Below are 24,195 nucleotides of genomic sequence, written 5' to 3'. Positions count from 1 at the left end.
AGGGCCTCGCCGGGAAAGTTCCGCGGCCGCGGCGACGAGCCCCGCGCGCGCGGTCGGGATATACTGAAGATCGGTGACGACGACCGCCCCGATCGTTCGCAGCTCGCTCGCGCTCGCCTCGGCGCTGGTGATGTCCGGTTGCTTCCACGATCGGCCGCCGCAGCTCGGCTGCACGACGGAGGCGGCTTGCGCGACGACGTCGACGACCACCACCACCACGGGAGAGCCGACGACTTCGACGTCGACGACGGGCGCGTCGGCCGAGCCGCGGACCTTCCGCATCGACTCGCTGCGCCTCATCGATCCGCACCTGTTCTCCGACCTCTGCTTCGACGCGACCGGCCTCGTCAACATGTTCGGGCTGGCGCAGCAGATCGACGACGGGTCGCTGAACCTGGTGCTGCACTTCGCGGACTTCGATCCGGCGGCGCTGGCGGCCGTGCTCGGCGAGACGGAGTCGTGCGACCTGGCGGCGCAGACGTGCGTGCCGACCGACGGGGTGAGCCTGCAGCTGCCGGTCGAGGTCGTGACCGAGGCGCCGTGTCTGGGCGTCGATCCGACCGTGTTCGCGAGTAAGAACGCAGAGGCGCTCAACACCCCCGAGCCGACGTGCTTCCGCACCAGCGCGGTCGAGCTGGCGCTGCCGCTCGGGGCCGCCGATGCGCCGATCAACATGTTGCAGACGCAGATCGTGTTCAACTTCGACGACGCGGCCGATCCGCAGGCGATCCTGCACGGGGTGGTGTCGGGGTTTTGACCCGCGCGTCGGCCGAGACGGTCGACATCGAGGTGTCGGGGGCGAACTACAACCTGTGGGCGATGGTGGAGGGGCCCGAGGGCTGCGCAGAGAATCACTCCGAGCTGCTGCCGAGCGTGGATGAGCTCGCCGGTCCGGACGGGCCCATCGAGGGGGTCTGGCTGGCCTTCAACGCCACGGCCTCGCGCGTGGCGCTGGTGCCGCCGTGAGGGCGCGGGCGACCGGGAACTTCGCGGGCGGGGCGACGTCCAAGCGCCCGTGACCGAACGCGCCCGTCCGCTGGTGGTCGAGGTCGTCGCCCGACAGGGCGCGACGATCGTGGATGTGACAGTGGTGGGTGGTCGGGTCCGCGCGTACCGGGTGGGCGAGGGCCCGAAGGCGCAGGCGACCGTGGCAGTGGCCGGCGCGGACGCGGAGGGGTGCTGGACCCTGGTGGCGCTGCGCGGCGATTCGCCGCGGTTGTGCGTGCCGCCGGAGGCGACCGGCGAGCTGCGCACCGCCGAGGCGCGGCCGCTGGCCGCGGGCGAGACGCTGGAGCTGGCGCACGGGACATGTGCGATCGTTCATGTCGGGCCGCTGACGTTCGAGCTGCGGGCGGGGCCGGCCGAGCCGGCGGTGAAGTGGCGGCCGGTCGTCGAATGGCCGCTGTGGCTGGCGCAGGCGGCGTCGCTGGCGTTGTTCTTGACGCTGGCGCTGCTCGTCCGGCTCTACGGGCCGACGGCAGAGCCGCCGCGCTGGGACGATCCGGAGCTGCAGGAGCGGCTGATCCGCTACACGGCCGAACTGCCACCGACCCCGCCGAAAGTGTCCGAGCCGGGCGCGATCGCGGAGCGAGGGAGCGAGGGGCCGCGGCCGTCGATCGCCCGCGCGACCGCGCCGACGCCGGCGGAGGCGCCGACGCCCGCGACGCCGGACGCGCCGGCGGTGACCGGGTCGAGAGGACATGATTTCGAGGACAGGTCCCGAGAGGCAGGTTTCCTCGGCCTGGCGGAGTTCGACCGGATCTTGCGCGAGTACACGGCGTCGCTCGACGCGTCGATCCGCAACTATGCGCCGTCGCCCGAGAGCGACTCGGCGTGGGCGGCGGCGACCCGGACGGTGCCGCGGGCGATCGCGGGGCTGGGGCTCGGCGAGACGATCCGCGGCGGCGGCGGCGTGGCGGAGGCGGTGGTCGACCTCGACCTCGGCGAGCTGCTCGCGGGCCTCGCGGCCAAGCGCAAGCGCGGGCCTCCGGGCACGGGTCACAAGGAGGCGGCGTTCACGAAGAAGGCGGTGCCGGACGTCCGCGAGACACCGCGCCAGAGCGTGGAGTGGACGGCGGCGGTGGGGCAGGATCTGATCCGCGGCGTCATCCGCCGGCACACGCCCGAGGTGCGCAAGTGCTTCCGCGACGGCCCGGCCATCGGCAAGGTCGAGGTGGCGTTCACGATCGGCAGCGGCGGGAAGGTCCGCGCGGCGTCGATCGAGAACAGCACGGTCGACCACGCCGGGGTGCAGAGCTGCATCACCACGGCGGTGAAGTCGTGGACGTTCCCGACGATCGTGGCGGCGGCGGGCGACGTCGCGGTGCGCTATCCGTTCTCGGTCGGCTGAGAGCCGACGAGCTCACTTCTTGCCGAACAGGCCGCCGATGCTCGAGCCGATGTTGCCGAGATCGACGTTGCCGAGGGCGCCGCCGGCCGAGCCGAGCGCCGCGTCGACCTGCCCGGCGAGCGGGGCGGGGAGCTTGGTCTTGAGGAAGTTGGCGACCGTCTCGATCGCGCTGCGGGCGTTGCTCTCGGAGATGCCGGTCTTGGACACGATCTGCTGGATGAGCTCTTCCATGGATGGGCCTCGGTGACGGCAGTATGCGAGCCGCCGCGCGGCGGCGTCAACCGGGTCCGAGGACGATGGGGGCCTCGATGAGGCCGGGGCGCGTGTCGGGGTGCGGATCGTCGGGGACGCGCTTCGGCTGGCCCGGATCGGCGCCGATCATGGTTCGCCAGCGCCGCGGCACGCGCCGCAGGGCGATCGGATAGACGACGAGGGCGCCGTCGCGGCGGATGTGCAGGCGGAGGAAGTGCTTGAAGTCCTGGATCCGCAGCGACGAGAAGGCCTCGTTGCCGTGGCGGCGGAACAGGTTGACGGCGACGAGCAGGTAGACGCCGAAGATCGCGGCGCTGACCAGCCAGCCGAGGCCGAGCAGGAGGCCGAGGCTGAGGCCGAGCTCGCCAGGGCCGTTCCACTCGAGCGCGAGGGTGCGGCCGAGCTGTCCTCCGAGCCAGGCGAGGGCGAGCACCGCGAGCGCGTGGACGGCGGCGTGGCCGAGGCCGGCGAGCACGCGCAGGTGCAGGCGGCGGGCGTCGGCGAACCACACCAGCGCGCCGGCGATGGCGAGCAGCCACAGCGCCGCCCACGGCGAGCGCAGGGTGGCGCTCAACATGTCCGAAAGGGCAGGCAAGAACTCGGCCGGCGGCGGGCCGCCGAGCGCGGCGCGCATGTTCCAGCCGATCAGGAGGTAGAGGAGGCCGGTGACCGCGCCGAAGCTCGGGTTCTTCAGCGGGAAGGCGAGGTTGCGCCAGGCGAGGCGGCGCGAGGTCGCGTGATCGGGGAAGGCGCAGCGCAGGCCGTAACCGCCGACCAGCGGGTCGTCGTGGAGGACGTGGGTGGGATGGAGGAAGGCACCGCCGCCTCCGGCGGTGATCTTCTGGATCTGCCCGTCGGCGCTGGCGTGGCGGCGGTAGTGGTGGAGGTCGCCGGACAGGAACACGCGGATCCGCGGGCCGAACAGGCGCTCCAGGAAGGCGAGGTTGCCGTCGCGGACGCGGCGAGCCCGGGCCTGGCGGTCGCGTTGCTCGTGGGCGCGGACCCAGTGCGGCTCGGCGGTGCAGAGGATGATGCGGGCGCGCGGGCCCATGCGCTCGGCGAGGGCGCGGAAGTAGTCGACCTGGTTGGCGTCGATGTCGGAGCCGAGCTGGACGTCGACGCCGACCAGCCACCAGTCGTGCGGCAGGCGGGCGGCGAAGTAGCTGGCGCGTTGATGAACCTGCCAGCCGCAGAACCACTGCTTGTCGAGGAACAGCTTGGTGAAGGTGGCGAGGCTGTCGTACCAGTCGTGGTTGCCAGGCACCGCGAACAGCACGGGGTGCGGGGGGTCGCTGCGCTCGAAGGCGCACTCGTACGGGAGCACGAGGCGCTGCTCGTAGGCGGCGCGGCTCGGGGTCGGGTAGACCTGGTCGCCGCCGAACACGAGGACGCTGGCGCGCGGCAGCTCGTAGGCGCGGCCGTGCAGGCCCTGGACGCGAAGGATCGGCCGCGTGGCCCAGTAGGCGACCGCGTAGGTGGGGTTCCAGCCGTCGCCCGAGTCGGACACGAAGTCGAGCACGAGCTGATCGCGGTGCGAGAAGTCGGTGAGCTCGTGCGTCGGCGTGGGCCGCAAGATCCGGCGATCGAGCTGGTCGCCGAGGGCCGTCGACACGGCCACGCGTGAGGCCGTCTGCAACAGCTGAAGCGGCGCGTACCAGCGCACCATGTCCGCGGGGGCGTGGAGGTCGCGGGCGGTCGGGACGTCGGTCATGGCCGACATGGCAGTATTTGACCGGTCGCAGGGCGGTGCCAGGCGCGAGGCCGCGAGGTGTCCTTCAGGACAGGCGCGCGAGCCACCGGCGCAGCCGCGTCGGCTCGACGAACACGACGTAGAGGCTGATCATCTGCAAGCTGAAGTAGATGAGCTGATACATGGTGACGGCGACCACAACGTGGAGGCCGACGCCGAGCAAGAAGCCGAGGGGTCGCAGCCGGCGTGGGATCAGCACGAGCGGCGCGAACAGCTCGAAGCCGAGGGCGGCGTGTTGGAGGACCGTCCACGCGCCGGCGGGGAGGACGCGCAGCAGCCACGCGGCCGCCTCGGTGCAGTAGACGCCCTGGACCTGCACCCACAGCACGTCGTCGTAGGCCAGCCAGTCGCCCCGCAGCGCCTTGCACAGGCCGGAGGCGACGTAGTGGATCAGCAGCGAGACCTGCAGCACGCGGATCGGCCAGGCGGGGATGGTGGCGTCGGGGCCCTGTCCCGAAGGACCTGGCGCGAAGGCCAGGACGAGGAAGCCGAACACGTAGAGGCGGTTGATCGTGAACGCGCTGATCGGGTCGGCCAGGGAGACGTACAGCAGGCCGGCGAGCACGACCCAGGTGGCGGCGCGCCGGGCCCAGCCGAAGATGATGGCCAGCATGGCGCCGAAGTAGACGGCGAAGAACGGCCACGTCGTGGCGCCGGTGAGCAGCGGGACGTGCGGGGCGTAGTAGGCGTCGACGGCGGGCGAGGGGTGATAACCGACGGCGGTGAGCCACTCGCCGGCGTGCAAGGTCCAGGCGAAGGTGTAGAAGACCAGGGTGTAGGTGAAGGCCTGGCGGAAGGCGTCGAGGCGGACGACGTCGACCGGCTCGTACCAGAAGCGCTCCCAGCCGGCGCGCGCGCGCGAGGAGGCTCATGGCGCGCGCTCCGGGTAGTCGTGGACGGACAGGACGCGCCGCTCGTGCCGCGGCACCTGGGACAGCGGCGGCCGCTTCCAGGCGCCCTGGGCCATGTCGTCGGGCTTGGGGACGAAGCCGGTCCAGACGAACCGCAGGGCGACGATCGGCGGCAGCTCAGGGTGCCGCCCGCGATCGCTGGCGACGAGGTAGTCGGCGACCTCGCGCCGACCGGCGTCGCGGTTCACGCCCCAGGCGACGAGGAAGCGGTGCAGCCGCGTGCGGTGCCCGAACGGCTCCATGCCGAAGTCGAGGGTCTCGTCGAGCTGCTCCCAGTCGCGGCGCCCGGACCGCTGCACCTCGACGAAGTAGATGTTCCACACCTTGGGCCGGTTGGGGAACAGGCAGGCGACGTCGTGCCAGTCGTGCAGCAGCGCCGGCTCGCCCGGGAGCGGGGCCCGCCACAGGCCGTGGTAGGCGGTCGGCGCGATCCACAGAAGGATGAAGGCGGCGACACACAGCCGATCGCGGAGGCGGGGGCGGAGAGCGGTCATGCGCGCCGGAGCCTGGAGGACCCGCTTTTGCCACGCGGGTCCGGATCTTGTCGAGCCCTTCGCGGGCGCGGCATCATCGCCGCAGCACGGCGCCCGCGGAGGGCATCGTCGACGAGGTGCTCGCGGGCCTGGTGCGTCCGTTCGCCGGGCCGATCGCGTGCTCCCGCGAGCTGGTGAAGTGCGCGCTCGATGCCGACTCGAACGAGGTCGTCATCGCCGTCTTCGCCGACGGCATGCATCGCCGGGAGCCTCGATCCGGAGTCGACGCGGCGGTTCTCGTCGACGAAGGACGACGAGCGCCCGCAGGTCGCCTTCGGTGTTCGCGCTGGAGCCCGACGCGATCCGCGTCGACCTCCGGGGCGGTGCGGGTCCTGGTGATGCGGCTCCACGCTGCGCCGATCGAACCTCGACGTGGCACGGGCGATGCGGCGGATTCGGGCCGCAGTCGCTCGGGCCGCTGCGCGATCGCCTGCGACAGGCCGCCAGCGCCGAGCCCGAGCTGCCCGCGGCCGATCGCCCCCGACTTCCGACATGAACTCGCGGACATCTTCGCCGAGCTCGAAGCGCCGAGCCCCGCGCTCCTAAGGAGGCGATCCAGGTGCGCGACGGGGGTCCTACTGGAGGCAATTCGACCCGAGCTGCGAACCTTGCGAGCGCGACACGAACGATCGAACTTCGACCGCGAACACCTGAGGCTGGTGGCGGTCGGGCCGCCCGCCGATGCGGTGACGGTCGACGCGGAGGCTGTGGTATTGAACCGGAGTCATCCATGGATCGAGCGTGTCGCCGTCGAGTTCGACCGCGATCCGGATGGGTCCACGTCCTCGCGTCTCACGTGTGGCGCGAGGATCGTGGACGCCGACGAGCAAGCCTTCCCTCGCTCGCACCTGGAACGTGGGGTCCGCCGCGTCGTGACCGAGGGCTCCGCTCGAAGCTGTCCTTTCGGTCATATCGCAGGACGCATGTCCACGAGTCGTCGAATCCTGCGGCGCGCTCGACGTGTGGAAACGCGCTAGCAGTGGCGCGCGGGTCTCTGATAGAAGCGAGCTCGACCCACAAGGTCCCGACTTTTCTCGCGAAGGATCCGACGATGACGATGAACAGTGATTGGCGTGTGACGGGACTGAGCGTCCTGGTCCTGCTCGGCGCATGCGGTGACAGCGTGGATGGCGGCATCACCGCCAGCGCGGGCGAGACCGCGACTTCGACCGACACCGACGGGCCGGGGACGACCACCCAGGGTTCGAACTCCAACAGCGAAAGCGACACCCTGCCCACGTCGACGACCGCGGGCTCGAACTCCGACTCCGAGGGCGAGACCACCACCACGGGGCCGGGCACCACCACCGACGGGACCGAGGGCAACACCAGCACGTCGACCGAGCCCGGCACGTCGACCGAGCCCGGCACGACCACCGAGGCCACCTCGACCACGACCGAGGGCGTCGACACCACGACGACCACCACCGATACCAGCACCAGCACCACGAACGACACGAACGACACGAACGACACCAACGACACGTCGGACGAGGAGTGTCCGCTGGCGCAGATGCACCTGCCGTGTGACGCCGACTCGGACGACGCGCTGCACGCGATCGGCCTCAACTGCACGACGCTGGGCGGGCAGTGGACGAACAACCAGAACGCGGTGACGGTCGCCAACGCGACCTTCCAGGCCGCGCCGCCGATGCTGGGCATGAAGCCGTGGCAGGTCGCCAAGTCGTACGGCACCTTCATCGACCCGAACACCAACGCGCCGTTCTGGGGCTCGCGCGAGGGTGACAAGGTGCTGCTCATCAGCTCGGGCCTGCTGCCGGCGCCGAACCCCCAGGGCGCGGTGATCGTGCCCGACGGCGACGTGTTCAACGACGTCGCGTTCGGCGGCCAGTGGGACTCGGACACGATGCCCCCGCCGATGACCGCGGTGAACGGCAGCCCCGATCCGATGGGCTTCACCAACTGCGACGGCGTCAACGACTGCTCGAACACCATCGCGGATCAGTGGGCGCTCGGCGGCGGCGACGCCGAGGACAAGATGTGGTTCGGCTTCGAGGTGACCGCCCCGGCGATCTCCAACGGCCAGATCGCCGACGCCAACGGCTACACCTTCGACTTCGCCTACTTCTCGGCCGAGTTCCCGGAGTGGGTCAACACCGACTACAACGACATCTTCGTCGTGTGGCAGTCGTCGGAGGACTACACCGGCAACGTCACCTTCATCAACGGTCAGCCGCTCACCGTCACGGCGCTGTGGCCGATCGACTTCCAGGGCGAGTGCGAGTTCCTCGACCCGAACTGCCAGGGTAGCGACCCGCACCTGCAGGGCACCGGCTACATCTCCGACGGCGGCGCGACCGGCTGGTACAAGGCGACCGGCGGCGTGAAGCCCGGCGAGACCTTCTCGCTGACCTTCGCCATCTTCGACATGGGCGACTCGACCTACGACACCACCGCGATCCTCGACAACTGGTCGTGGGACTGCGAGGGGTGCATCCCCAACGAGGTCGACGACTGCGGGATCGCGCCGCAGTGAGTCACGACGGGTCGCGACGCGGCCCGAAATGAGATTCGAAGCACGGACCCCGGGGCATGTCTCCGGGGTCCGTCGCACCGCGCGCTCCCGTCCTCGCGCCGCGGAAGGGCTCTGCTACATACGGGGTGGGACCTCACGGTCGCATTACCCCTGACTTACCGAGGACGGACCATGCTTGGATTCAGCGGACGATGGACTCGGCTCGGCGCGCTCGCGCTGATCGGCGCCGCGTGCAACGGTTGGGGCGGGGTGGAGTCGGGCGGGGACGCGGACACCGGCGATACAGCCGGCAGCGACGCGACCGGCACGCACGGTGAGTCGGGCCACGGCGGTGCGACCGAGGGCGGCGAGCCGACCGGCGAGGTGACGGTCGCCACCACCGACGGCGAGACGGGCGGCGACACCGAGGGAGCCGTCTGTCCCTTGGCGCAGGTGCACCTGCCGTGCGACGCCGGCTCCGACGAGCCGCTGCACGCGCTCGGGCTCGACTATGGGTCGCGCGGCGAGCCGTGGTCGACGGGCAACGCGGTCCCGGCGGGCAACTTCGCCATGAACGCCGCGCCGGAGCTGCAGGGCAAGCGGGCCTGGCAGGTCGCGCGCTCGTACGGCAGCTTCGTCGACCCGGACACCGGCGGGCCGTTCTGGGGCGCGCGCGAGGGGGACAAGGTGCTGCTCATCAGCTCGGGCCTGTTGCCGCCGCCCGATCCGGACGGCGCGGTGATCGTCGAGGACGGCGACGTCTACAACGACGTCGCGTTCGGCGACCCGTGGGACAGCGACGCGATGCCGCCGCCGATGCAGCCGGCCAAGGGCAGCCCCGGGTCGGACGGCCACGTCGACTGCGACGGGGCGAACGACTGCTCGAACACGATCTTCGGCCAGTGGCAGAGCGGCGGGGGCGACGCCGAGGACAAGGTCTGGTTCGGCTTCGAGCTCACCGCGCCGGCCAAGGCCGCCGGGCAGATCGCCGACGCCCGCGGCTATCGCTTCGACTTCGCGTTCTTCTCGGCCGAGTTCCCCGAGTTCGTCGACACCGCGTACAACGACATCTTCGTCGTCTGGCAGGCCTCCGAGAGCTACACGGGCAACGTCGTGTTCGTCGCCGGCCAGCCGCTCACGGTGTCGTCGCTGTGGCCGGTCGACTTCGCCGGCGAGTGTGCCGCGGACGACCCCGCCTGCGACGGACAGGACGAGCACCTCGCGGGCACCGGCTACATCCGCGACGGCGGCGCGACCGGCTGGTACCGGGCCACCGGCGGCGTGAAGCCGGGCGAGACCTTCTCGCTGACCTTCGCGGTGTTCGACATGGGCGACTCGTTCTACGACACCACGGCGATCCTCGATAACTGGGCGTGGGACTGCGAGGGTTGCCGGCCGAACGAGGCCCTCGGCTGCGGGATCGCGCCGCAGTAGCGAGGCCCCGCGCCGGCTCGCGGTCGTCCGCGCGCGCGGATGCCGCTTTACGACCTGCGGGGTGTGACTGTACCGTGCGGGCGCATGCGTCGCGTCGCGGTCGTCTTTTTCCTGTCGTGCTCCACCTCGTCGCCTGCGCCCAGTTCGGGGCGCTGTTCGGGGCCAGCCGCAGCCGCAGGCCGAGACGCCGGAGCAGGCGGCGGCGCGCGAGCGGGCCTCCGCGGCCCAGCGGCAGAAGGACGAGCAGCAACAGCAGCAGGCGGCGGCCGAGGCCGAGCGGCGCGAGCAGGCGCTGCTGGCCGAGCTCGACGCCGCGCGCGGCGAGGTGTCCGCCGGGACAGGTGATCGCCAGGCCGCCGCGATCGCGTTCACCGACAAGGTCCGCGCGCTCGCGGGCTCGCAGGCGGCCGCGAGCGGCAAGGTCGACCTGGCGGTGCTGTCGCGCGAGGCGGCCGGCTACCTCGACGCGGCGATGCAGCAGGCGCCGAGCTTCGAGCTGCTGCGCGCGCTCGACTCACTCCAGGGGCCGGAGGCCGACGCCGCGTTCGTGGCCGCGTGTCCCAAGCTGCGGTCCAAGGTCCCGGGCGACGCCGCGATCGGCTTCACCGGCGACTGTCTCAAGCGCGCCGGCGGCGACGCCGCCCGCCTGAAGTGGCCCGGCGTGCAGAAAGATCTGGTCGCCTACCGCAAGCACGAGGAGGCGGAGCTCAAGCGCGCGCGCGAGGAGGAGGCCAGGCGCGCGCAGGAGGAGGCCGCGCGGGCCAAGGAAGAGGCGACCGTGGCCGCTCGCGGCGCCAGTTACGTCGCGGCCTCGGTGTTCGCGGCCGGGCGCTGCAACTTCGGCAGTCGTGCCAAGGACGGCTGGACCGTGAACACGCCCGACGGCGACGTGCGGGTCCGCTGCAACTTCGGCAATTGTCTCAAGGAAGGTTGGGTCGCCGACTTCCCCGGTGGCAAGAGCGCTCGCACGACCTGCAGCTTCGGCGACTGCTTCAAGGACGGCTGGCGCACCGAGCTGCCGGACGGCCAGAGCGCCAGCACGCGCTGCAGCTTCAACAATTGCCCCAAGGACGGCTGGAGCACCGACATCCCGGGCCTCGGGACGGCGACCACGCGTTGCAACTTTCAGGACTGTCTCAAAGACGGCTGGACCACCGACCTGCCGCAGGGCGGTCAGGTCCGCTGTCGCTGCAACTTCCAGGACTGTCTCAGCAATGGCGCCAGTTGTGATTAGTTCGGCCGGCCGGCTTTGCCCCGGGGACATGCGGCGCGGCCGCGCGGCGCGAATCTGGAGACGTCCGCCGATCGGAACTGTGACGCGACAGCGAGGGGCCGCGCGGATATAGTGAACCGTGAAGGCTGCGGCGGCGCTGCTGCGCCGGGCCCTTCGTGACAAGCGCTTTATGACGACCCGGCGACAGCCTCGCGCCACCCGTGAACCGGTCGATCCTCTCATCGGGGCGACCATCGCCGGCAAGTACCACATCACCCGATTGCTCGCGCGCGGCGGCATCGGCCTGGTGTACCTGGCGCGGCAGGTGGCGCTCGACGGCGGCGAGCGAGACGTCGTCGTCAAGGTGCTCGCGCCCAACTGGATCGACAACGCCGAGGCCATCGCCCGCTTCGAGCGCGAGGGCCAGCGGCTCGGCGAGCTGCAGCACGCCAACATCGTCGCGCTGCACGACTGCGGCCACGAGAACGGCGTCGCCTACCTGGTGATGGAGTACCTCGCGGGCGAGCTGCTCAGCGACTACCTCGCGCGCAAGGGTCGGCTGACGGTCGAGGAGTTCGTGCCGATCGCCGCCCAGATCTTGAAGGGCATCGGCTACGCCCACTCGCGCGGGCTGATGCACCGCGACCTCAAGCCCAGCAACATCATGCTGATGGTCCGCAAGGGCCGCGCCAACTACGTCAAGATCCTCGACTTCGGCATGGCCAAGCTGGTCGAGGGCGAGCGCGAGGTGACGGCCGAGCAGATCGTCGGCACCGCGAATTACATCGCGCCCGAGCAGATCCGCGGCGAGACGCTCGACGTGCGGGTCGACGTCTACGCGCTCGGCGTCCTGTTCTACTACATGCTCGCGGGGCGCCTGCCGTTCGAGGGCGAGGGCAACGCGGCGCTGTTGTACAAGCACGTCCACCAGGCCCCGCCGCTGCTCGGCGACGTCCTGCCGCCGAACCACGGCGTGCCCGAAGACCTCATCGCCCTGGTCCATCGCTGCCTGGCCAAGCAGGTCGACGAGCGCCCGGCCGACGCCAACGAGATGGTCGAGGCGATGATCGATTCGTGCCCGGCGTCGATGTTCCACCTGCCGGTGGCCGAGGGCGTGGCCGCGACGTCGCACTCGACCGGCAGCATCGTCGCCACGCCGACCTCCGACCTGCTGCGCACCGCGCCGTACCGGACCCGCGGCAGCGGGCGCACGCGGGCGCTGCCGATGCCGACGATCCCGCCGTCGCAGGCGAGCGGCGGCTTCGCCACCACCATCGTCGCGCCCGAGCCCGACTCGGGCGCGCGCAGCTGGGTGCTGATCGGCGGCGCGGTCGTGGCGGTGCTGCTCGGCGGCGTGGCCACGGCGGCGCTGTGGAACGGCGGGAGCACGACGACCCCGGTGGTCGGCACCGGCGTGACCGAAGAGAAGCGCATGGCCGCCCAGCTCGATCAGGTCGAGCGCGAGGTCCTCGGCGGCGAGTTCGACAAGGCTCGCCGCCACCTCGACGGCATGGCCCGCGACCTCGAGGCGTACCCGACGCTGAAGCGCCGCGCCGAGGCGAGCCTGACCCGGATCGCGGTCGCCAGCACGCTCGGGCTCGCCCAGCGGCTCGAGAAGGAGGGCAACGTCGAGGCGGCCCTCAGCGCCTACCGCGACATCCTCGCCATCGAGGCCGGCAACGCCGAGGCGAACAGCTCGATCGCCCGCCTGACCGCGGCGAGCGAGCCGCCGCCGCCGCCCGAGCCGGAGCCGAGCGGGCAGGGGCGGCCCGGCGCCGGCAAGACCCGCCCCGCCGGCGCCAGGCCGGGCAGCAAGGGTCCGGAGTCTGCCGGCACGCCCGCGCCCGCGCCGACGCCCGAGCCCGAGCCCGCGGGGGCGAAACAGCCCGCGCCGGCGCCGGCCAAGGACCCGTTCTTGCCGGTCGCGAAGAAGGACGACGGCGGTATCTTCCTACCTGTCGGAGGCAACAAGTGATGCGAGATCGCGCTCCAGTCCGTGGCGGTGCGCAACGTGGGGTCGCGGCGGCGCTGGCGGGCTCGCTGGTCGCCGGGGTCGTCCCGGAACGCAGGGACAGGTCCTCGCGGCCATGTCCTCTGCGACAGGTTCCAAGGAGCAGGCGGCGACCCAGCCGTCGGCGGCCGACCTGAGCGCGCAGGCGATCGAGCGCTTCAACGCCCGGGACTACGACGCGGCGGTGCGCCTGTTCGAGGAGGCGTACGCGATCGACAAGGTCCCGAACTACCTGTTCAACATCGGCCGCGTCTACGAGGAGAAGGGCGACATTCGCTCGGCGGTCGACTACTACCAGCGCTTCGTCAAGGAGCCGGGGGTCGAGATCGAGGCGCGCGACCTGGCGCTGCAGCGGCTGCGGGTGCTGAAGGGCATCCTGCAGGAGACCGACCCGGGCGAGAAGCCGGCCGAGGCCGCGCCGCCGCCCGCCCCGGTGGTCGAGGGGCCCAAGCCCGAGCCGGCGCCGGTGAAGCCCGCCGCGCCGGATCCGAAGTGGCGGAAGATGAAGCTGACCGGCGCCGGCCTGCTCGGGGTCGGCGGCGGGGCGCTGATCATCGGCGGCGTGCTCGGCGGCCTGACCCTGTCCAAGCAGAACCAGCTCGACGCCACCCACGACTACGCGGCGCGCCAGGACCTCGTGCAGGGCGGCCAGCGGCTGGCCGTCGCCACCGACGTGCTGATCATCGGCGGCGCCGTGCTCGCGCTCACCGGCGTGGCCCTGTTGGCCGTCGGCATCAGCAAGGGCAAGTCCTCGACCGTGGCCCAGCGCCGCGTCCTGCCGACCGGCGCCGGCCTGGTCGCCCGTTTCTGATCGCACCCACTCTTTCGCTTCGCCTACGCAGGAGGTCGCCCGTGTTCACCGCGCCTGTTTCGCTTCGCACGTTGCCGCTGGGGCTCGCCGGGCTCGCGTGCGGCCTGGCCCTCGGGGCATGTACCGCGATCACCGAGTTCGCCGACTGCAAGATCGACGACGACTGCGCCGGCGCGGGCAACGGCTACGTGTGCGGGCCGGGCAACAAGTGCGTGCCGGGCGGTGACGACACGACCAGCGGCGATCCGGGCACCAGCCCGACGACGTCGCTGCCGACCACCTCGACCACCGAGCCGTCCATCACCACGACCACCGGCGAGACTGAGACCGACGCGCTCACGGGCACGACCACGAGCACGACCACGACCAGCACGACGGCCGAGAGCGACACCGAGACGACGACGACCGGCGGGCAGGTGGCGTGCACGGTCCACAGCGAGTGCGTCGCGGCGCTCGGCGAGGAGCACGTGTGCGGCAAGGCCGGCGTGTGCGTGTCGGCGCTGACCGACGAGTGTCAGACCTTCCACTGGCCGAGCGACAAGCCGAGCGACAACGTCGTGTTCGTCGGCTCGATCATGGCGACCTCGCCGCCGTTCGACGCGCTGGTGGTGCCGCTGCAGAACGCGGTCCAGCTCGCGGTCGAGGACTTCAACGCCAACACCGACCTGCCCGGCGGGTTCAAGATCGCGTGGATCGGCTGCGACGACGCCGGCTCGGCGACCAAGGCGACCGCGTCGCTCACCCACCTCAGCGAGACGATCGGCGCGCCGGTGGTGGTCGGGCCGATCTTCAGCGAGCTGGTGCTGCACCTGGCCGACCAGGCCAAGGCCAGCGGGACGCTGCTCATCTCGCCGACGGCCTCGGCCAAGGAGATCACGGACCTCGCGGACGACGGCCTGGTGTGGCGCACGATCCCGAGCGACGTGTACCAGGCCAACGCGTTCGCCGACCGCATCCCGCAGCTCACGCCGGCGCCGCAGAAGGTCGCGCTGCTCTACAAGAGCGACGCCTACGGCACCTCGCTGCACGAGGACGCGACGCTCCGCCTCGAGATGAACGACCCGATGCTCGACATCTCGAACCACGAGTACCCGAACCCGGTCGGCCTGACGCAGACCGAGCTGCTGCAGATGTACGGGACCGTGATCGCCAACGCCTGGGGCGCGCCTGGCGAGCACCCGGACACGATCGGCATCATCGGCACGACCGAGGCGATCGACATCATCCTCGGCTTCATGAACGCGTGGTCGGCCGAGAACCCCGACCCGCCGCTGCCGCGCTTCGTCGTCTCGCACGGGGTCGTGGCGGCCTTGCCCGATCTCATCGCCAAGGCCCCGGGGCCGCTCAAGCCGGTGCTCACGCAGATCACCGAGGGCGTCGCGCCGATCATCTTCGATGAGGCCAACTTCAACAACTTCAACATCCGCTACAAGATCCGCTTCAACGACCAGGCCCCGATCACGGCCGCGTCGCTGAGCTACGACGGGGCGATGGTGCTGATGCTGGCGATGGCCGGCGTGCCCGAGGGCGAACCCATCACCGGCAAGAACGTGGCCGCGGCGATCGCCAAGCTGGCCGACAAAGACCAGGGCACGATGGTCAGCTTCGGCGAGGTGATGGGCCTGTCGCTCACCTTCATCAAGAAGGCCCGCGACATCCTCGTCGACGGCGGGACGGTGGACCTCAAGGGCGTCAGCGGTGCGCTCGACTTCGACCTGACGACGGGCGAGGTCCGCGTGAACCTGCTGGGTTGGGGGATCGACGAGGACATGGGCATGCCGGGCGTAGGGGTGCTGGACCCCAAACGCATGTACGTGTTGGATCCCGCGCCCAGCCATGAGGGCATGTGGGTGGATCTCCCGTAGAGCGCACCGCCGCTCCCCCTGTCGGGGTATAGTCGGAAGCTGAGGCTTCCGTGGTCGAACCCATTCGCTCGCGCACGACCCTCGATCCGGCTCCCGGGGCGCGGATCGGCGGCAAGTATGAGATCGATCGCCTGATCGCCCGCGGCGGTGTCGGCGTGGTCTATCTGGCCCACGACCTCGAGCAGCGCCGCGAGGTCGTGATCAAGTTCCTCGCCGGACATCTGGCCGGCGAGTCCGAGGCCAGCGCCCGCTTCGATCGCGAGGTCGAGCGCCTCAGTGCGATCCAGCATCCGAACATCGTCGAAGTCCTGGGGCACGGGCACGCGAACGGCGCGCCGTACCTCGTGATGGAGTACCTGTCGGGCGAGCCGCTGCTGAGCTTTTTGAACCGCAAGGGCTACCTGTCGCTGGCGGAGTTCGTGCCGATCGCGGCGCAGATCCTCAAGGCCCTCGGCTACGCGCACGGCCGCGGGCTGATGCACCGCGACATCAAGCCCGCGAACATCATGCTCATCACCCGCAAGGGCCGGGCCAACTTCGTCAAGCTGCTCGACTTCGGCATGGCCAAGCTGGTCGAGGGCGAACAACGCGACATCACCACCGAGCAGGTGCTCGGCACCGCCAACTACATGGCGCCGGAGCAGGTCCGCGGCGAGGCGCTCGACGAGCGCGTCGATGTGTACGCGTGCGGTCTGCTGTTCTATCGCATGCTGGCAGGCGCGCCGCCGTTCGTGGCCGACAACAATCAGGCGCTGCTTTACAAGCAAGTCCACGAGCAGCCGGCGCCGCTGGCGGTCAAGCTGCCGCCCGGCAACGAGGTGCCGCCCGAGCTGGCGCAGCTCATCGATCGCTGCATCGCCAAGGATCCCGAGGCGCGGCCGATCGACGCCAACGCGCTGACCGAGGCGCTGGTCGCCTGCGTGCCGTCGCACCTGTTCCGCCTGCCGCTCGCCGAGGGCGCCGACCCGAGCGCGACCGCGTCGACGCTGGCGATGGTCCCCGACGTGGCGCCGTCGTCGAGCCTGATCGGGCGCGAGCTGCCGTCGGGGTCGATGAAGCCGATGTCGCGCAAGCGCCGGCAGTCGGCGGTGGTGAGCCGCAGCGTCAGCGCGGCCGACCTGGCCCAGCAGGGCGGCGAGGCCGAGGGCCCGTCGATCACCGCGGCGATGCCGACCGAGCGGCGCGGCAGTTCGACGCGGTGGATCGTGATGGGAGCCGGCGCGCTGGCAGCGGTGGTGGCGGCGGTGTTGATGTTCGGCGGGGAGGCAAGGCCGCCAACGCCAGCGAGGAGGACGGCCTCGAGGCGGCGAGGGTGGCGGCGCGCCTCGATCAGGTCGACGCATTGATCCTCGACGGCGACTTCGGCAAGGCCCGCCAGGAGCTCGAGGCGGTCCGCTACCAGCTGCACACGGTGCCGAACGGCGAGAGCCGGGCGTCGGCGCAGGAGCGCAAGATCGCGGTGCTCATCGGCTTGCAGGTGGCGCGTCAGTTCGAGCAGGCGGGCGACAAGGGCGCGGCCGAGAAGGCCTACCGCGACGTGCTGGCGCTCGACGGCGGCAACGCGGAGGCGCGGGCGGCCCTCGCTCGCATCCAGGCCGGGCCGAAGGCGGGCGAGGCGGAGGTCGTCGAGGAGCCGCGCCCCAAGGCGAAGCCGCGGCCGAAGACCGGCGAGGGCAAGCCGGCCGCGAAGGCAGAGTCGAAGCCCGACGACAGGTTCAAGCTGCCCGCCAAGAACAGCGGGAGCTCGATCTTCCTGCCGACCAGCAAGAAGTGACAGCGCGCGTCAGCCGTGCAGGCTGAGCACGTAGACGTCGTAGAGGGCGTGCGTCCAGGCGGCCACGGCGAAGCCGCGCAATTGATAGACGAGGGCGAAGAACACGCCGGCGAGGGTGCGGTAGACGAACGCGGCGTAGGTGAAGGGCTCGCCGGCGGGGCCGACGTGGTGCGCGAGGCTGAAGATCAGCGACGACAGCACCAGCGCGCCGAGCCACGCGCGCCGCCGGCCGGTCAGACCCGACAGCAGGAAGCCGATGCCGCCCATGCCGAGGACGCGGAAGATGAGCTCCTCGTGGAGGCCCGCGCCGGCCGAGATGACGGCGATGTCGGCGACGCTGGTGCGGGCCGCGACCGCGAGGCCGGGCACGAGCTCGGCGAAGCGATGGATCACGAGCAGGATGAGGGTGCCCATGGTCGAGGCGTAAAAGCCGGACTCGACCAGCATCGGCACGAAGCGCTGCGGGCTGAAGCGGCCGTAGCTGCGCAGGATGACGAGGATCGCGGCGTAGCCGAGGAGGCCGGCCCCGAGCGCGGCCATGTAGTTGCCGAGGTCGCGGGCGCACAGCTCGATCAGCGCCTTGGTGACGAAGTCGACGCCGTTGAGGCCGAGGCCGCCGGAGCCGAGGATCCCGAGCTGATAGACGAGCAGCAGCGGGAACACGAGGACCGCGCTGGTGAACGGATCGATCCGCGCCGAGAAGTGCTCCCAGAAGGCGCTCCGCGCGCGAGGCGGCGGCGGCCGAGGCGGCTGTGCACGGGCCATGCGCTGCCAAGCCTGCGCGAGCCGGCGTCAGCCGCCAAGCAATCGGCCAAAACGACCCCATCGGAAGGGGAGGCCGGAGGGGGCCGCCGGGCGCGCCGCGAGGCCGTGAGGCGGCGAGGCGCGCCGGCGTGTGAGCCGCGGGGCGGGCGCAGGGGGCGTCGCTCGTGCGCGAGTCCGTGCCCGCTCGCCGAGATCCCCGTCGGGCGGGCGCCGCAGGTTTTGGGCGACGGTGAGGGGGAATCACGGCAGGACGAATCGGTCGATTCGAGACTGCGGTGATTCCCCGTTGTCGCGGGGCCAAATCGATCGCCGCGGTGAATCGAGGCTGCGCGATTGGGCGGCCGTCGATCCGATGAATCGGGCCTCATGCCACCAATCGCGGTCGCGCCGATGCAGCCCGAGAGTGGAGGCCGCAGCGACCAACGAAACGAGCCCCGGTGGTCGACCGGGGCTCGGAGTCGTGGGCGCGCAGCGGCTACTTGCGCTTGCCGGGCTTCTTCACCGGCTTTTTGGGCGCGGGCTTCTTGGCGGCCGGCTTCTTCGCCGCGGGCTTCTTGGCCAGGGGGCTTCTTTGCGGCCGGCTCTTGGCCAGGGGCTTCTTTGCGGCCGGCTTCTTCGCGGCCGGCTTCTTGGTGGCGGCCTTCTTGACGACCGGCTTCTTGGCGGCCGGCTTCTTGGCGGCGGGCTTCTTGGCGGCGGGCTTCTTGGCCAGGGGCTTCTTTGCCGCGGGCTTCTTGGCGACGGGCTTCTTCGCCGGGGCCTTCTGCTTCTTGGCCTTTTCGGCGTCCTTGGCCTTCTTCGCCTTCTCGGCGTCCTTGACCTTCTTCGCCTTCTCCTTGGCCTTTTCGGCGTCTTTGGCCTTCTTCGCCTTCTCGGCTTCCTTCGCCTTGCGGCCGGCTTCCTTCTCGAGGACCTTCTTGGCCTTCTCGGCCTCCTGGGCCTTCTTGCGCTCCTCGGCCTCGCGCTTGGCGGTCTCCTTGGCCGTGATCGCGTCTTGCTTCTTCTGCTCGGCGTCGAGGCGCTTCTGCTCGGCGGCCCGGGTGCGCTCCTCTTCCTTGCGGCGCTTCTCGTCTTCCTTGGCCTGCTTGGCGGCGTTGCGGGCCTGCTCCTTTTCGAGCTTCACGCGCTCGCGGTCCTCTTCCTTGCGGCGCTTCTCGTCTTCCTTCTCCTTGCGCTTGCGGTCGCGCTCGGACTCGCGGCGGAGGCGTTCTTCCTCGCGGCGCTGGGCCTCCAGGACCTTGCGTTGCTCGGCAGCGGCTCGCTTTTCGGCGTCTTCTTCGGCCTGGCGGCGCTCGCGCTGGGCGGCGATCTCCTCGGGCGAGGGGCCCATCTCGAGGCCGAGCAGTTGGCGGACTTCCTCCCCGGAGACCCGCTCGCCCCGGCGCTCGTCGGCGGACTCGCCGCGGCCGTGGACCAGGAGGCGCGTCAGATCGCTGCGGAACATCACCTCCGCCTTGTTATCGCCCATCAGCTCGCTGACGTAGCCGACGCCGAAGGTGGGGTGAACGACGATCTGATGGAGCTGGAGAAGCGCCTTGGGGCTGTACCGAACGGCGTTATTCACGTCGTACGTGTGGACCCCGTCGAGCCAGGACAATTTCTTCATACTCTTGCGCCGGGACACGCTCAGCGGCTCCGGGCTCTCGTCGTCCCGGCCCCGCGGAGGCTTGAAGGAGTGAATATCACCGCAGACGCCGCACTGAACGCGGCGGATTTCGTCGCCGTAGCTCTCGAGGATGACGTGCGTGGTATCGGCGCGACACTTGGGGCAGTAGGCCTCAGTTTCGCCGCCGTTCGAGCTCTGGTTGCCACCGAAATGGCTCTCGAAGATCTGGTCCATGGCTTATCTCCGGACCTGGGCCGCTGGGCCAGTGACGTAGCATGCCCGGATTTGGAAGTACAAGCCCAATTGGAGGATTTTGCCGGGCATGGCCCCGCCCGTGCGGGCCCGTCACGGCCGATGGTCGCAAGGCCGCCCGCTCGCAAGATGGGCTGAAAGGGCTGCGAGTGCCGTGAATTCTCCGGTTTGAACCGGGAGTCCTTTGGGCCCAGGCCCATGGGACAGGTCGTCCGGGTCACACGGAAAGCGGCGGATCGCCCTCGCTGGTGCCCGCAGCGCCGCTCCCCCGCGCTCGCCCGAACTCTTCGCCGTGGCCCTCGCCGGCCTCGAGGCCCATCGTCTGCATCAGCTTGCGAACGTCGGTGACGGTGCCCTTGGCCCGATCGGCGAGCGTCCCGAGCTCGCGGCAGACGACGCGGAACGCGCGGCCGTACTCGCCCGCCTGAGCGGCGATGATGTTGCCGTTGAGCGCCAGCAGTTGCAGCCTGCGCGCGACGTCGTCGAGGAAATGGATCACGCCTTCCATGCCGTCGGCGGCCTCCTCCTGGGCCGCCGTGCGCTGCTCGACGCCGATCCGCGCCGCCGCGACCAGCGACTCGTAGAAGGATTGCTCCGACTGGAAGGCCTCGATCATGCCGATCGGCGCCGTCTCGTCGGGCGAGGTGGTGGGGTAGAGCGGGCGGGCGGTGACGAGATAGACGAGGCCGTTGCGCTTCAGCGAGCCCTTGAAGATCTCGCGCTTGCGCAGCACGACGTCGACCAGCTTGGCGTCGGCGTAGCCGCCGATTTCGCCGGGCTTGCCGACGCCCAGGGCCGACGTCGAGGCGATCCGGCGGTTGCCGTGGTAGAGCGTGATGCCGAGGCTCGTGGCCCGGGCGAGCAGCGGCAGCAGCGTGTTGTCCTGGTCGAGGACGGTGTCGCCCGCGCGCAGGCGGCCCTCGACGCGGTGCAGGCGACCGAGCCGGCGAATCACGTTGTCGCACAGCTCGGTGGCCGAGACCCCCCGGTCGAGGATGCGGCGCCGAATCACCGACCACACCGCGTTGAAGATCTGGGTCTCCGTCGTCATTTCGCTCACGTGCCCGCAGTGTACTGGGCCCGGCGCCCCCGTGGTAGGAGCCGGTCATGACCGGACAAGACGGCGCGCGGCCGCCTGGGCGCCTGCCTCCGCGCGTGCGGATCGCCCCCAGTCCGACCGGCGACCCGCACGTCGGCACGGCCTACATCGCCCTGTTCAACTACGTGTTCGCCCGCAAGCACGGCGGGAAGTTCATCCTCCGGATCGAGGACACCGATCAGGAGCGCTACACCGCCGGCAGCGAAGCGGCCATCTTCGAGGCGCTGCGCTGGCTCGGCCTCGAGTGGGACGAGGGCCCCGACAAAGGCGGCCCGCACGGCCCCTACCGCCAGTCGGAGCGCCTGCCGCTGTACCGGCGGGAGATCCAGAAGCTGGTCGAGAAGGGCGAGGCGTACCCGTGCTTCTGCACGAAGGAGCGGCTCGACCAGCTGCGCCGCGACCAGATCGCGGCCAAGCAGTCGACGCTCGGCTACGACGGTCACTGCCGCTCGCTTTCGCCCGCGGAGGCCGCGGCGCGGATGGCGGCCGGCGAGGCGCACGTGGTCCGTTTGCGCGTGCCGGACGACGGCGAGACCGTGTTCGTCGACCACCTGCGCGGCGAGGTCCGGTTCGAGAACCGGCTGATCGACGACCAGGTGCTGTTCAAGTCGGACGGCTTCCCGACCTACCACCTGGCCAACGTGGTCGACGACCACGACATGGGCATCACCCACGTGATCCGCGGCGAGGAGTGGATCACGTCGACGCCCAAGCACGTGCTGCTCTACAAGGCCTTCGGCTGGGAGGCGCCCGAGTTCTTCCACCTCGGCCTCCTGCGCAACGAGGACAAGTCGAAGCTGTCGAAGCGCAAGAACCCGGTCTCGGTGTTCCACTACCGCGACCTCGGCTACCTGCCCGAGACCATGCTGAACTTCATGGCCAACCTCGGCTACAGCATGGGCGACGACCGCGAGCGCTTCACGGTCGACGAGATGATCGCGCACTTCGACTGGTCGCGCGTCAGCGCCGGCGGGCCGGTGTTCGACCAGAAGAAGCTCGAGGCGTTCGACGGCGCCGACATCCGCGCGATGGCGGTCGACACGCTCTACGACCGCCTGATGGAGCGCACGCTGTCGCGCGCGCGCCTGCTGCCGCTGCTCGCCCAGGCGCAGGAGCGGGTCAACCGGCTCGACGACTTCATCCCGTACCTGTCGTTCTTCTTCGGCGGCAGCCTCGACTACGGGCCGGTGCTCGACAAGCTCAAGGTCAAGGACCGCACGCCCGCCGAGGTCGCGACCACGCTCGAGGCGTTCGCCCAGGACATCGAGCGCGACCCCGAGGCCCGCGCCTTCACGGCGCCGGCCCTCGACGCGTTCGCCCGCGGCTTCTGCGAGCGCAACGGCTGGAAGAACAAGGACCTGTTCATGCTGCTGCGCGTGGCCGTCACCGGCCGCACCGCCTCCCCGTCGCTGTTCGACACGATGGCGCTGTGCGGCAAGGACCGCTGCCGCCTGCGGATCCGCGACGTCGTGGCGCTGCTGCGCACGCAGAAGGCCTGAGCGGGCCCGGCGGGCATGTCCCGAGGGGCATGTCCGCCGGAGCATGCGCGAAAGAGCATGGCTCTCGGGGCATGTGCCAAGGGGCATGCCCGTCGCGTTCGTCGAGCACGCCCATTCGCCCCTGCGCGCAGGAGCATGCCCGGGCCGCGTCGGCGGGACACGCTCGGCTCGGCGGCGCGCGGCTCAGGGCGTCAGCTCGACCGCGGGGACCTCGCCGAAGCCCTTGGCGTAGATCACGCGATGTTCGCATGATGACCCGAGGGACATGTTCTGAAGGAAGCCCGGCTGGGTCAGCAGGCGGCCCGGGGTGGCGGCGGCCTCGAGGCGGGCGGCGAGGTTGACCGTCTCGCCGATGACGGTGTGCTCGAGGCGGGCGGGCGAGCCCATGTTGCCGTGGACCAGCGGGCCGGCGGCGACGCCGATCCGCAGCTCGAGCGGGCGGCCGCCGTCGGCGACGATGGCGGCGTTGCAGGCCGGCAGCTCGGCGAGCATCGCCAGGCCGCAGCGCACGGCCGCGACCGCGAGCTCGCCGACCGGCCGGAGGCCGCGCGGGTCGATGAAGACGACCATGATGCCGTCGCCGAGCCGCTTGTCGATGATGCCGCCGTGGGCGAGGATGACGGCGTCCATGTGCTCGAAGTAGCGGTTGAGCTGGCGGACCACCTCGCCGGCCCCGAGCTCGCTGCAGCGGCGCGTGAAGTCCTTGACGTCGGCGAACAGCACCGCGCCCTCGGTGAGCCGCCCGCCGACCCGGACCTCCTCCTCGGGGTTGATGCGGATGGCCTCGATGACGTGGGCCGGCAAGTAGTTGGCGAGCTTGCGCTGGGTCAGCTCGGCGTCGCGGCGCTCGAGCGCGGAGGCGTCGAGGCGGCGCAGCAGGTCGGGCAGGGTGGCGCGCACGTAGGCGCGCAGGCGCTGCAGCTCGGCGGCAGGGTCGTCGACGACGCGCTCGTCGTAGTAGATGTCGTAGCAGCAGTGGCGCACCGCCGGGTCGAGGTGGATGCACTCGCGGTGCTCGACCTGCGCCGGCGGGAGGCTCCAGATGGTCGGGATGGCCGCGAAGAAGCCGCGGCGGCTCCAGCAGGCGCCGGGGCGGTCGGCGATCTCGTGGTCCATCACCGCGCGCACGCGGGCGGCCCCGTGGCGGCGGTCGACGAGCTGCATCCGGGTGATCCGGTTGCCGCGGGTGTACATGCGCTCGATGTCGCCGAAGAACTCGCCGGGGCCCTGCAGCGCCCACAGGAGCAGCCACATCGGGCCCATGTCCTGGCGCTGCATCATCGACGCCGAGGCGTCGCGCCAGTGCAGCCACAGCGGGTGGTCGTAGCCCGGCGACGTGTCGAGGCCGCACAGCAGGCGGGCGGCGGCATCGCAGAAGCGGCGGTCGAACTCGACCGAGGTCCACCGCTCGGGGTCCTGCAGATACTCGAGGCTGAGCCCGGCGCCCTCGACGATCCGGTCGGCGACGTCCTCGCCGAAGCGCTCGCAGAAGTAATGGACGAGGGTGAGCGCGAAGCGGTTGCTGAGGTGCGCCTTCGTCAACGCGGGGTCGTAGACGCGCTCCGGCACGCGTCCCAGACTACCGCGCCGGGGC

At 70.9% G+C, this 24,195-nt stretch carries 19 protein-coding genes and 1 pseudogene; 12 read left to right on the top strand and 8 right to left on the bottom strand.

What is annotated here, in order from left to right; all coding sequences use genetic code 11:
* The first annotated feature begins 73 nt into the window (after window positions 1–73).
* From OV079_RS12090 to OV079_RS12080, 3 genes are read left to right on the top strand one after another with little or no spacing between them, the layout of a single operon-like run.
* Window positions 74–757, top strand: a complete 684-nt coding sequence (locus OV079_RS12090) for a hypothetical protein (protein ID WP_267768404.1) — start codon at window positions 74–76, stop codon at window positions 755–757.
* Window positions 754–966, top strand: a complete 213-nt coding sequence (locus tag OV079_RS12085) for a hypothetical protein (protein WP_267768403.1) — start codon at window positions 754–756, stop codon at window positions 964–966. Before OV079_RS12090 ends, OV079_RS12085 begins: the two co-directional genes overlap by 4 nt.
* Before the next feature lie 49 nt (window positions 967–1,015).
* Complete coding sequence (locus OV079_RS12080; RefSeq protein ID WP_267768402.1) at window positions 1,016–2,350, top strand: AgmX/PglI C-terminal domain-containing protein; 1,335 nt, start codon at window positions 1,016–1,018, stop codon at window positions 2,348–2,350.
* Between the two features lie 12 nt (window positions 2,351–2,362).
* Here the strand turns inward: OV079_RS12080 and OV079_RS12075 are convergent, their stop codons facing one another.
* The 4 genes and pseudogenes from OV079_RS12075 to OV079_RS12060 form a co-directional block, all read right to left on the bottom strand.
* Window positions 2,363–2,581 carry a hypothetical protein gene (locus tag OV079_RS12075; protein ID WP_267768401.1) on the bottom strand — a complete coding sequence of 73 codons (219 nt, stop codon included), beginning with the start codon at window positions 2,579–2,581 and terminating at the stop codon, window positions 2,363–2,365.
* A 46-nt stretch (window positions 2,582–2,627) separates the two neighbouring features.
* Window positions 2,628–4,313, bottom strand: a complete 1,686-nt coding sequence (locus OV079_RS12070; RefSeq protein WP_267768400.1) for a hypothetical protein — start codon at window positions 4,311–4,313, stop codon at window positions 2,628–2,630.
* A 64-nt stretch (window positions 4,314–4,377) separates the two neighbouring features.
* Window positions 4,378–5,169, bottom strand: a pseudogene (locus OV079_RS12065) (hypothetical protein); the annotation flags it as partial.
* Window positions 5,170–5,220: 51 nt separating this feature from the next.
* Entirely contained in the window at window positions 5,221–5,757 is a 537-nt protein-coding gene (locus OV079_RS12060; protein WP_267768396.1) for a hypothetical protein, read from the bottom strand.
* A gap of 1,114 nt (window positions 5,758–6,871) precedes the next feature.
* Here OV079_RS12060 and OV079_RS12055 point away from each other — a divergent pair.
* The 8 genes from OV079_RS12055 to OV079_RS12020 all read left to right on the top strand — a co-directional run bounded on the left by OV079_RS12055 (window position 6,872) and on the right by OV079_RS12020 (window position 17,380).
* Window positions 6,872–8,293 (top strand): choice-of-anchor L domain-containing protein, encoded by a 1,422-nt coding sequence (locus OV079_RS12055; protein ID WP_267768394.1) that lies wholly within the window; start codon window positions 6,872–6,874, stop codon window positions 8,291–8,293.
* Window positions 8,294–8,464: 171 nt separating this feature from the next.
* Complete coding sequence (locus OV079_RS12050; RefSeq protein ID WP_267768392.1) at window positions 8,465–9,706, top strand: choice-of-anchor L domain-containing protein; 1,242 nt, start codon at window positions 8,465–8,467, stop codon at window positions 9,704–9,706.
* 325 nt (window positions 9,707–10,031) lie between these two features.
* Window positions 10,032–10,940, top strand: coding sequence for a hypothetical protein (locus OV079_RS12045; protein ID WP_267768390.1), 909 nt, complete (start codon window positions 10,032–10,034; stop codon window positions 10,938–10,940).
* 169 nt (window positions 10,941–11,109) lie between these two features.
* Entirely contained in the window at window positions 11,110–12,894 is a 1,785-nt protein-coding gene (locus tag OV079_RS12040; RefSeq protein WP_267768388.1) for a serine/threonine-protein kinase, read from the top strand.
* A gap of 112 nt (window positions 12,895–13,006) precedes the next feature.
* Window positions 13,007–13,741: a tetratricopeptide repeat protein gene (locus OV079_RS12035; protein ID WP_267768386.1), complete on the top strand. Its 735-nt coding sequence runs from the start codon at window positions 13,007–13,009 to the stop codon at window positions 13,739–13,741.
* A 41-nt stretch (window positions 13,742–13,782) separates the two neighbouring features.
* Entirely contained in the window at window positions 13,783–15,606 is a 1,824-nt protein-coding gene (locus OV079_RS12030; protein ID WP_267768384.1) for an ABC transporter substrate-binding protein, read from the top strand.
* 50 nt (window positions 15,607–15,656) lie between these two features.
* Window positions 15,657–16,952, top strand: coding sequence for a serine/threonine-protein kinase (locus tag OV079_RS12025; protein WP_267768381.1), 1,296 nt, complete (start codon window positions 15,657–15,659; stop codon window positions 16,950–16,952).
* On the top strand, window positions 16,919–17,380 hold the full coding sequence (locus OV079_RS12020) for a hypothetical protein (protein WP_267768379.1): 462 nt from the start codon (window positions 16,919–16,921) through the stop codon (window positions 17,378–17,380). Before OV079_RS12025 ends, OV079_RS12020 begins: the two co-directional genes overlap by 34 nt.
* A gap of 9 nt (window positions 17,381–17,389) precedes the next feature.
* Here OV079_RS12020 and OV079_RS12015 read toward each other — a convergent pair whose 3' ends face one another.
* The 3 genes from OV079_RS12015 to OV079_RS12005 all read right to left on the bottom strand — a co-directional run bounded on the left by OV079_RS12015 (window position 17,390) and on the right by OV079_RS12005 (window position 21,054).
* Window positions 17,390–18,145 carry a CPBP family intramembrane glutamic endopeptidase gene (locus tag OV079_RS12015; RefSeq protein ID WP_267707571.1) on the bottom strand — a complete coding sequence of 252 codons (756 nt, stop codon included), beginning with the start codon at window positions 18,143–18,145 and terminating at the stop codon, window positions 17,390–17,392.
* A gap of 475 nt (window positions 18,146–18,620) precedes the next feature.
* Complete coding sequence (locus OV079_RS12010; protein ID WP_267768377.1) at window positions 18,621–19,985, bottom strand: hypothetical protein; 1,365 nt, start codon at window positions 19,983–19,985, stop codon at window positions 18,621–18,623.
* 235 nt (window positions 19,986–20,220) lie between these two features.
* Window positions 20,221–21,054, bottom strand: coding sequence for a methyl-accepting chemotaxis protein (locus OV079_RS12005; RefSeq protein WP_267778520.1), 834 nt, complete (start codon window positions 21,052–21,054; stop codon window positions 20,221–20,223).
* Between the two features lie 56 nt (window positions 21,055–21,110).
* On the opposite strand from OV079_RS12005, the gene gltX reads away from it, so the two are divergent.
* A complete protein-coding gene (gltX, locus tag OV079_RS12000; protein WP_267768375.1) occupies window positions 21,111–22,601 on the top strand; it encodes a glutamate--tRNA ligase in 1,491 nt (496 codons plus the stop codon).
* A 183-nt stretch (window positions 22,602–22,784) separates the two neighbouring features.
* On the opposite strand, the gene OV079_RS11995 is transcribed toward gltX, so the two are convergent.
* The gene (locus OV079_RS11995) at window positions 22,785–24,170 is read right to left on the bottom strand and encodes an adenylate/guanylate cyclase domain-containing protein (protein WP_267768372.1); all 1,386 of its coding nucleotides are present in this window, start codon (window positions 24,168–24,170) and stop codon (window positions 22,785–22,787) included.
* Window positions 24,171–24,195: the final 25 nt, after the last annotated feature.

The sequence above is a fragment of the Nannocystis pusilla genome (genome assembly GCF_026626665.1).
In the GTDB taxonomy this organism is placed as follows: domain Bacteria; phylum Myxococcota_A; class Polyangia; order Nannocystales; family Nannocystaceae; genus Nannocystis; species Nannocystis pusilla.
Note: the sequence above shows the minus strand (reverse complement) of the source record. Positions and strands in the feature narration are given on the sequence as shown.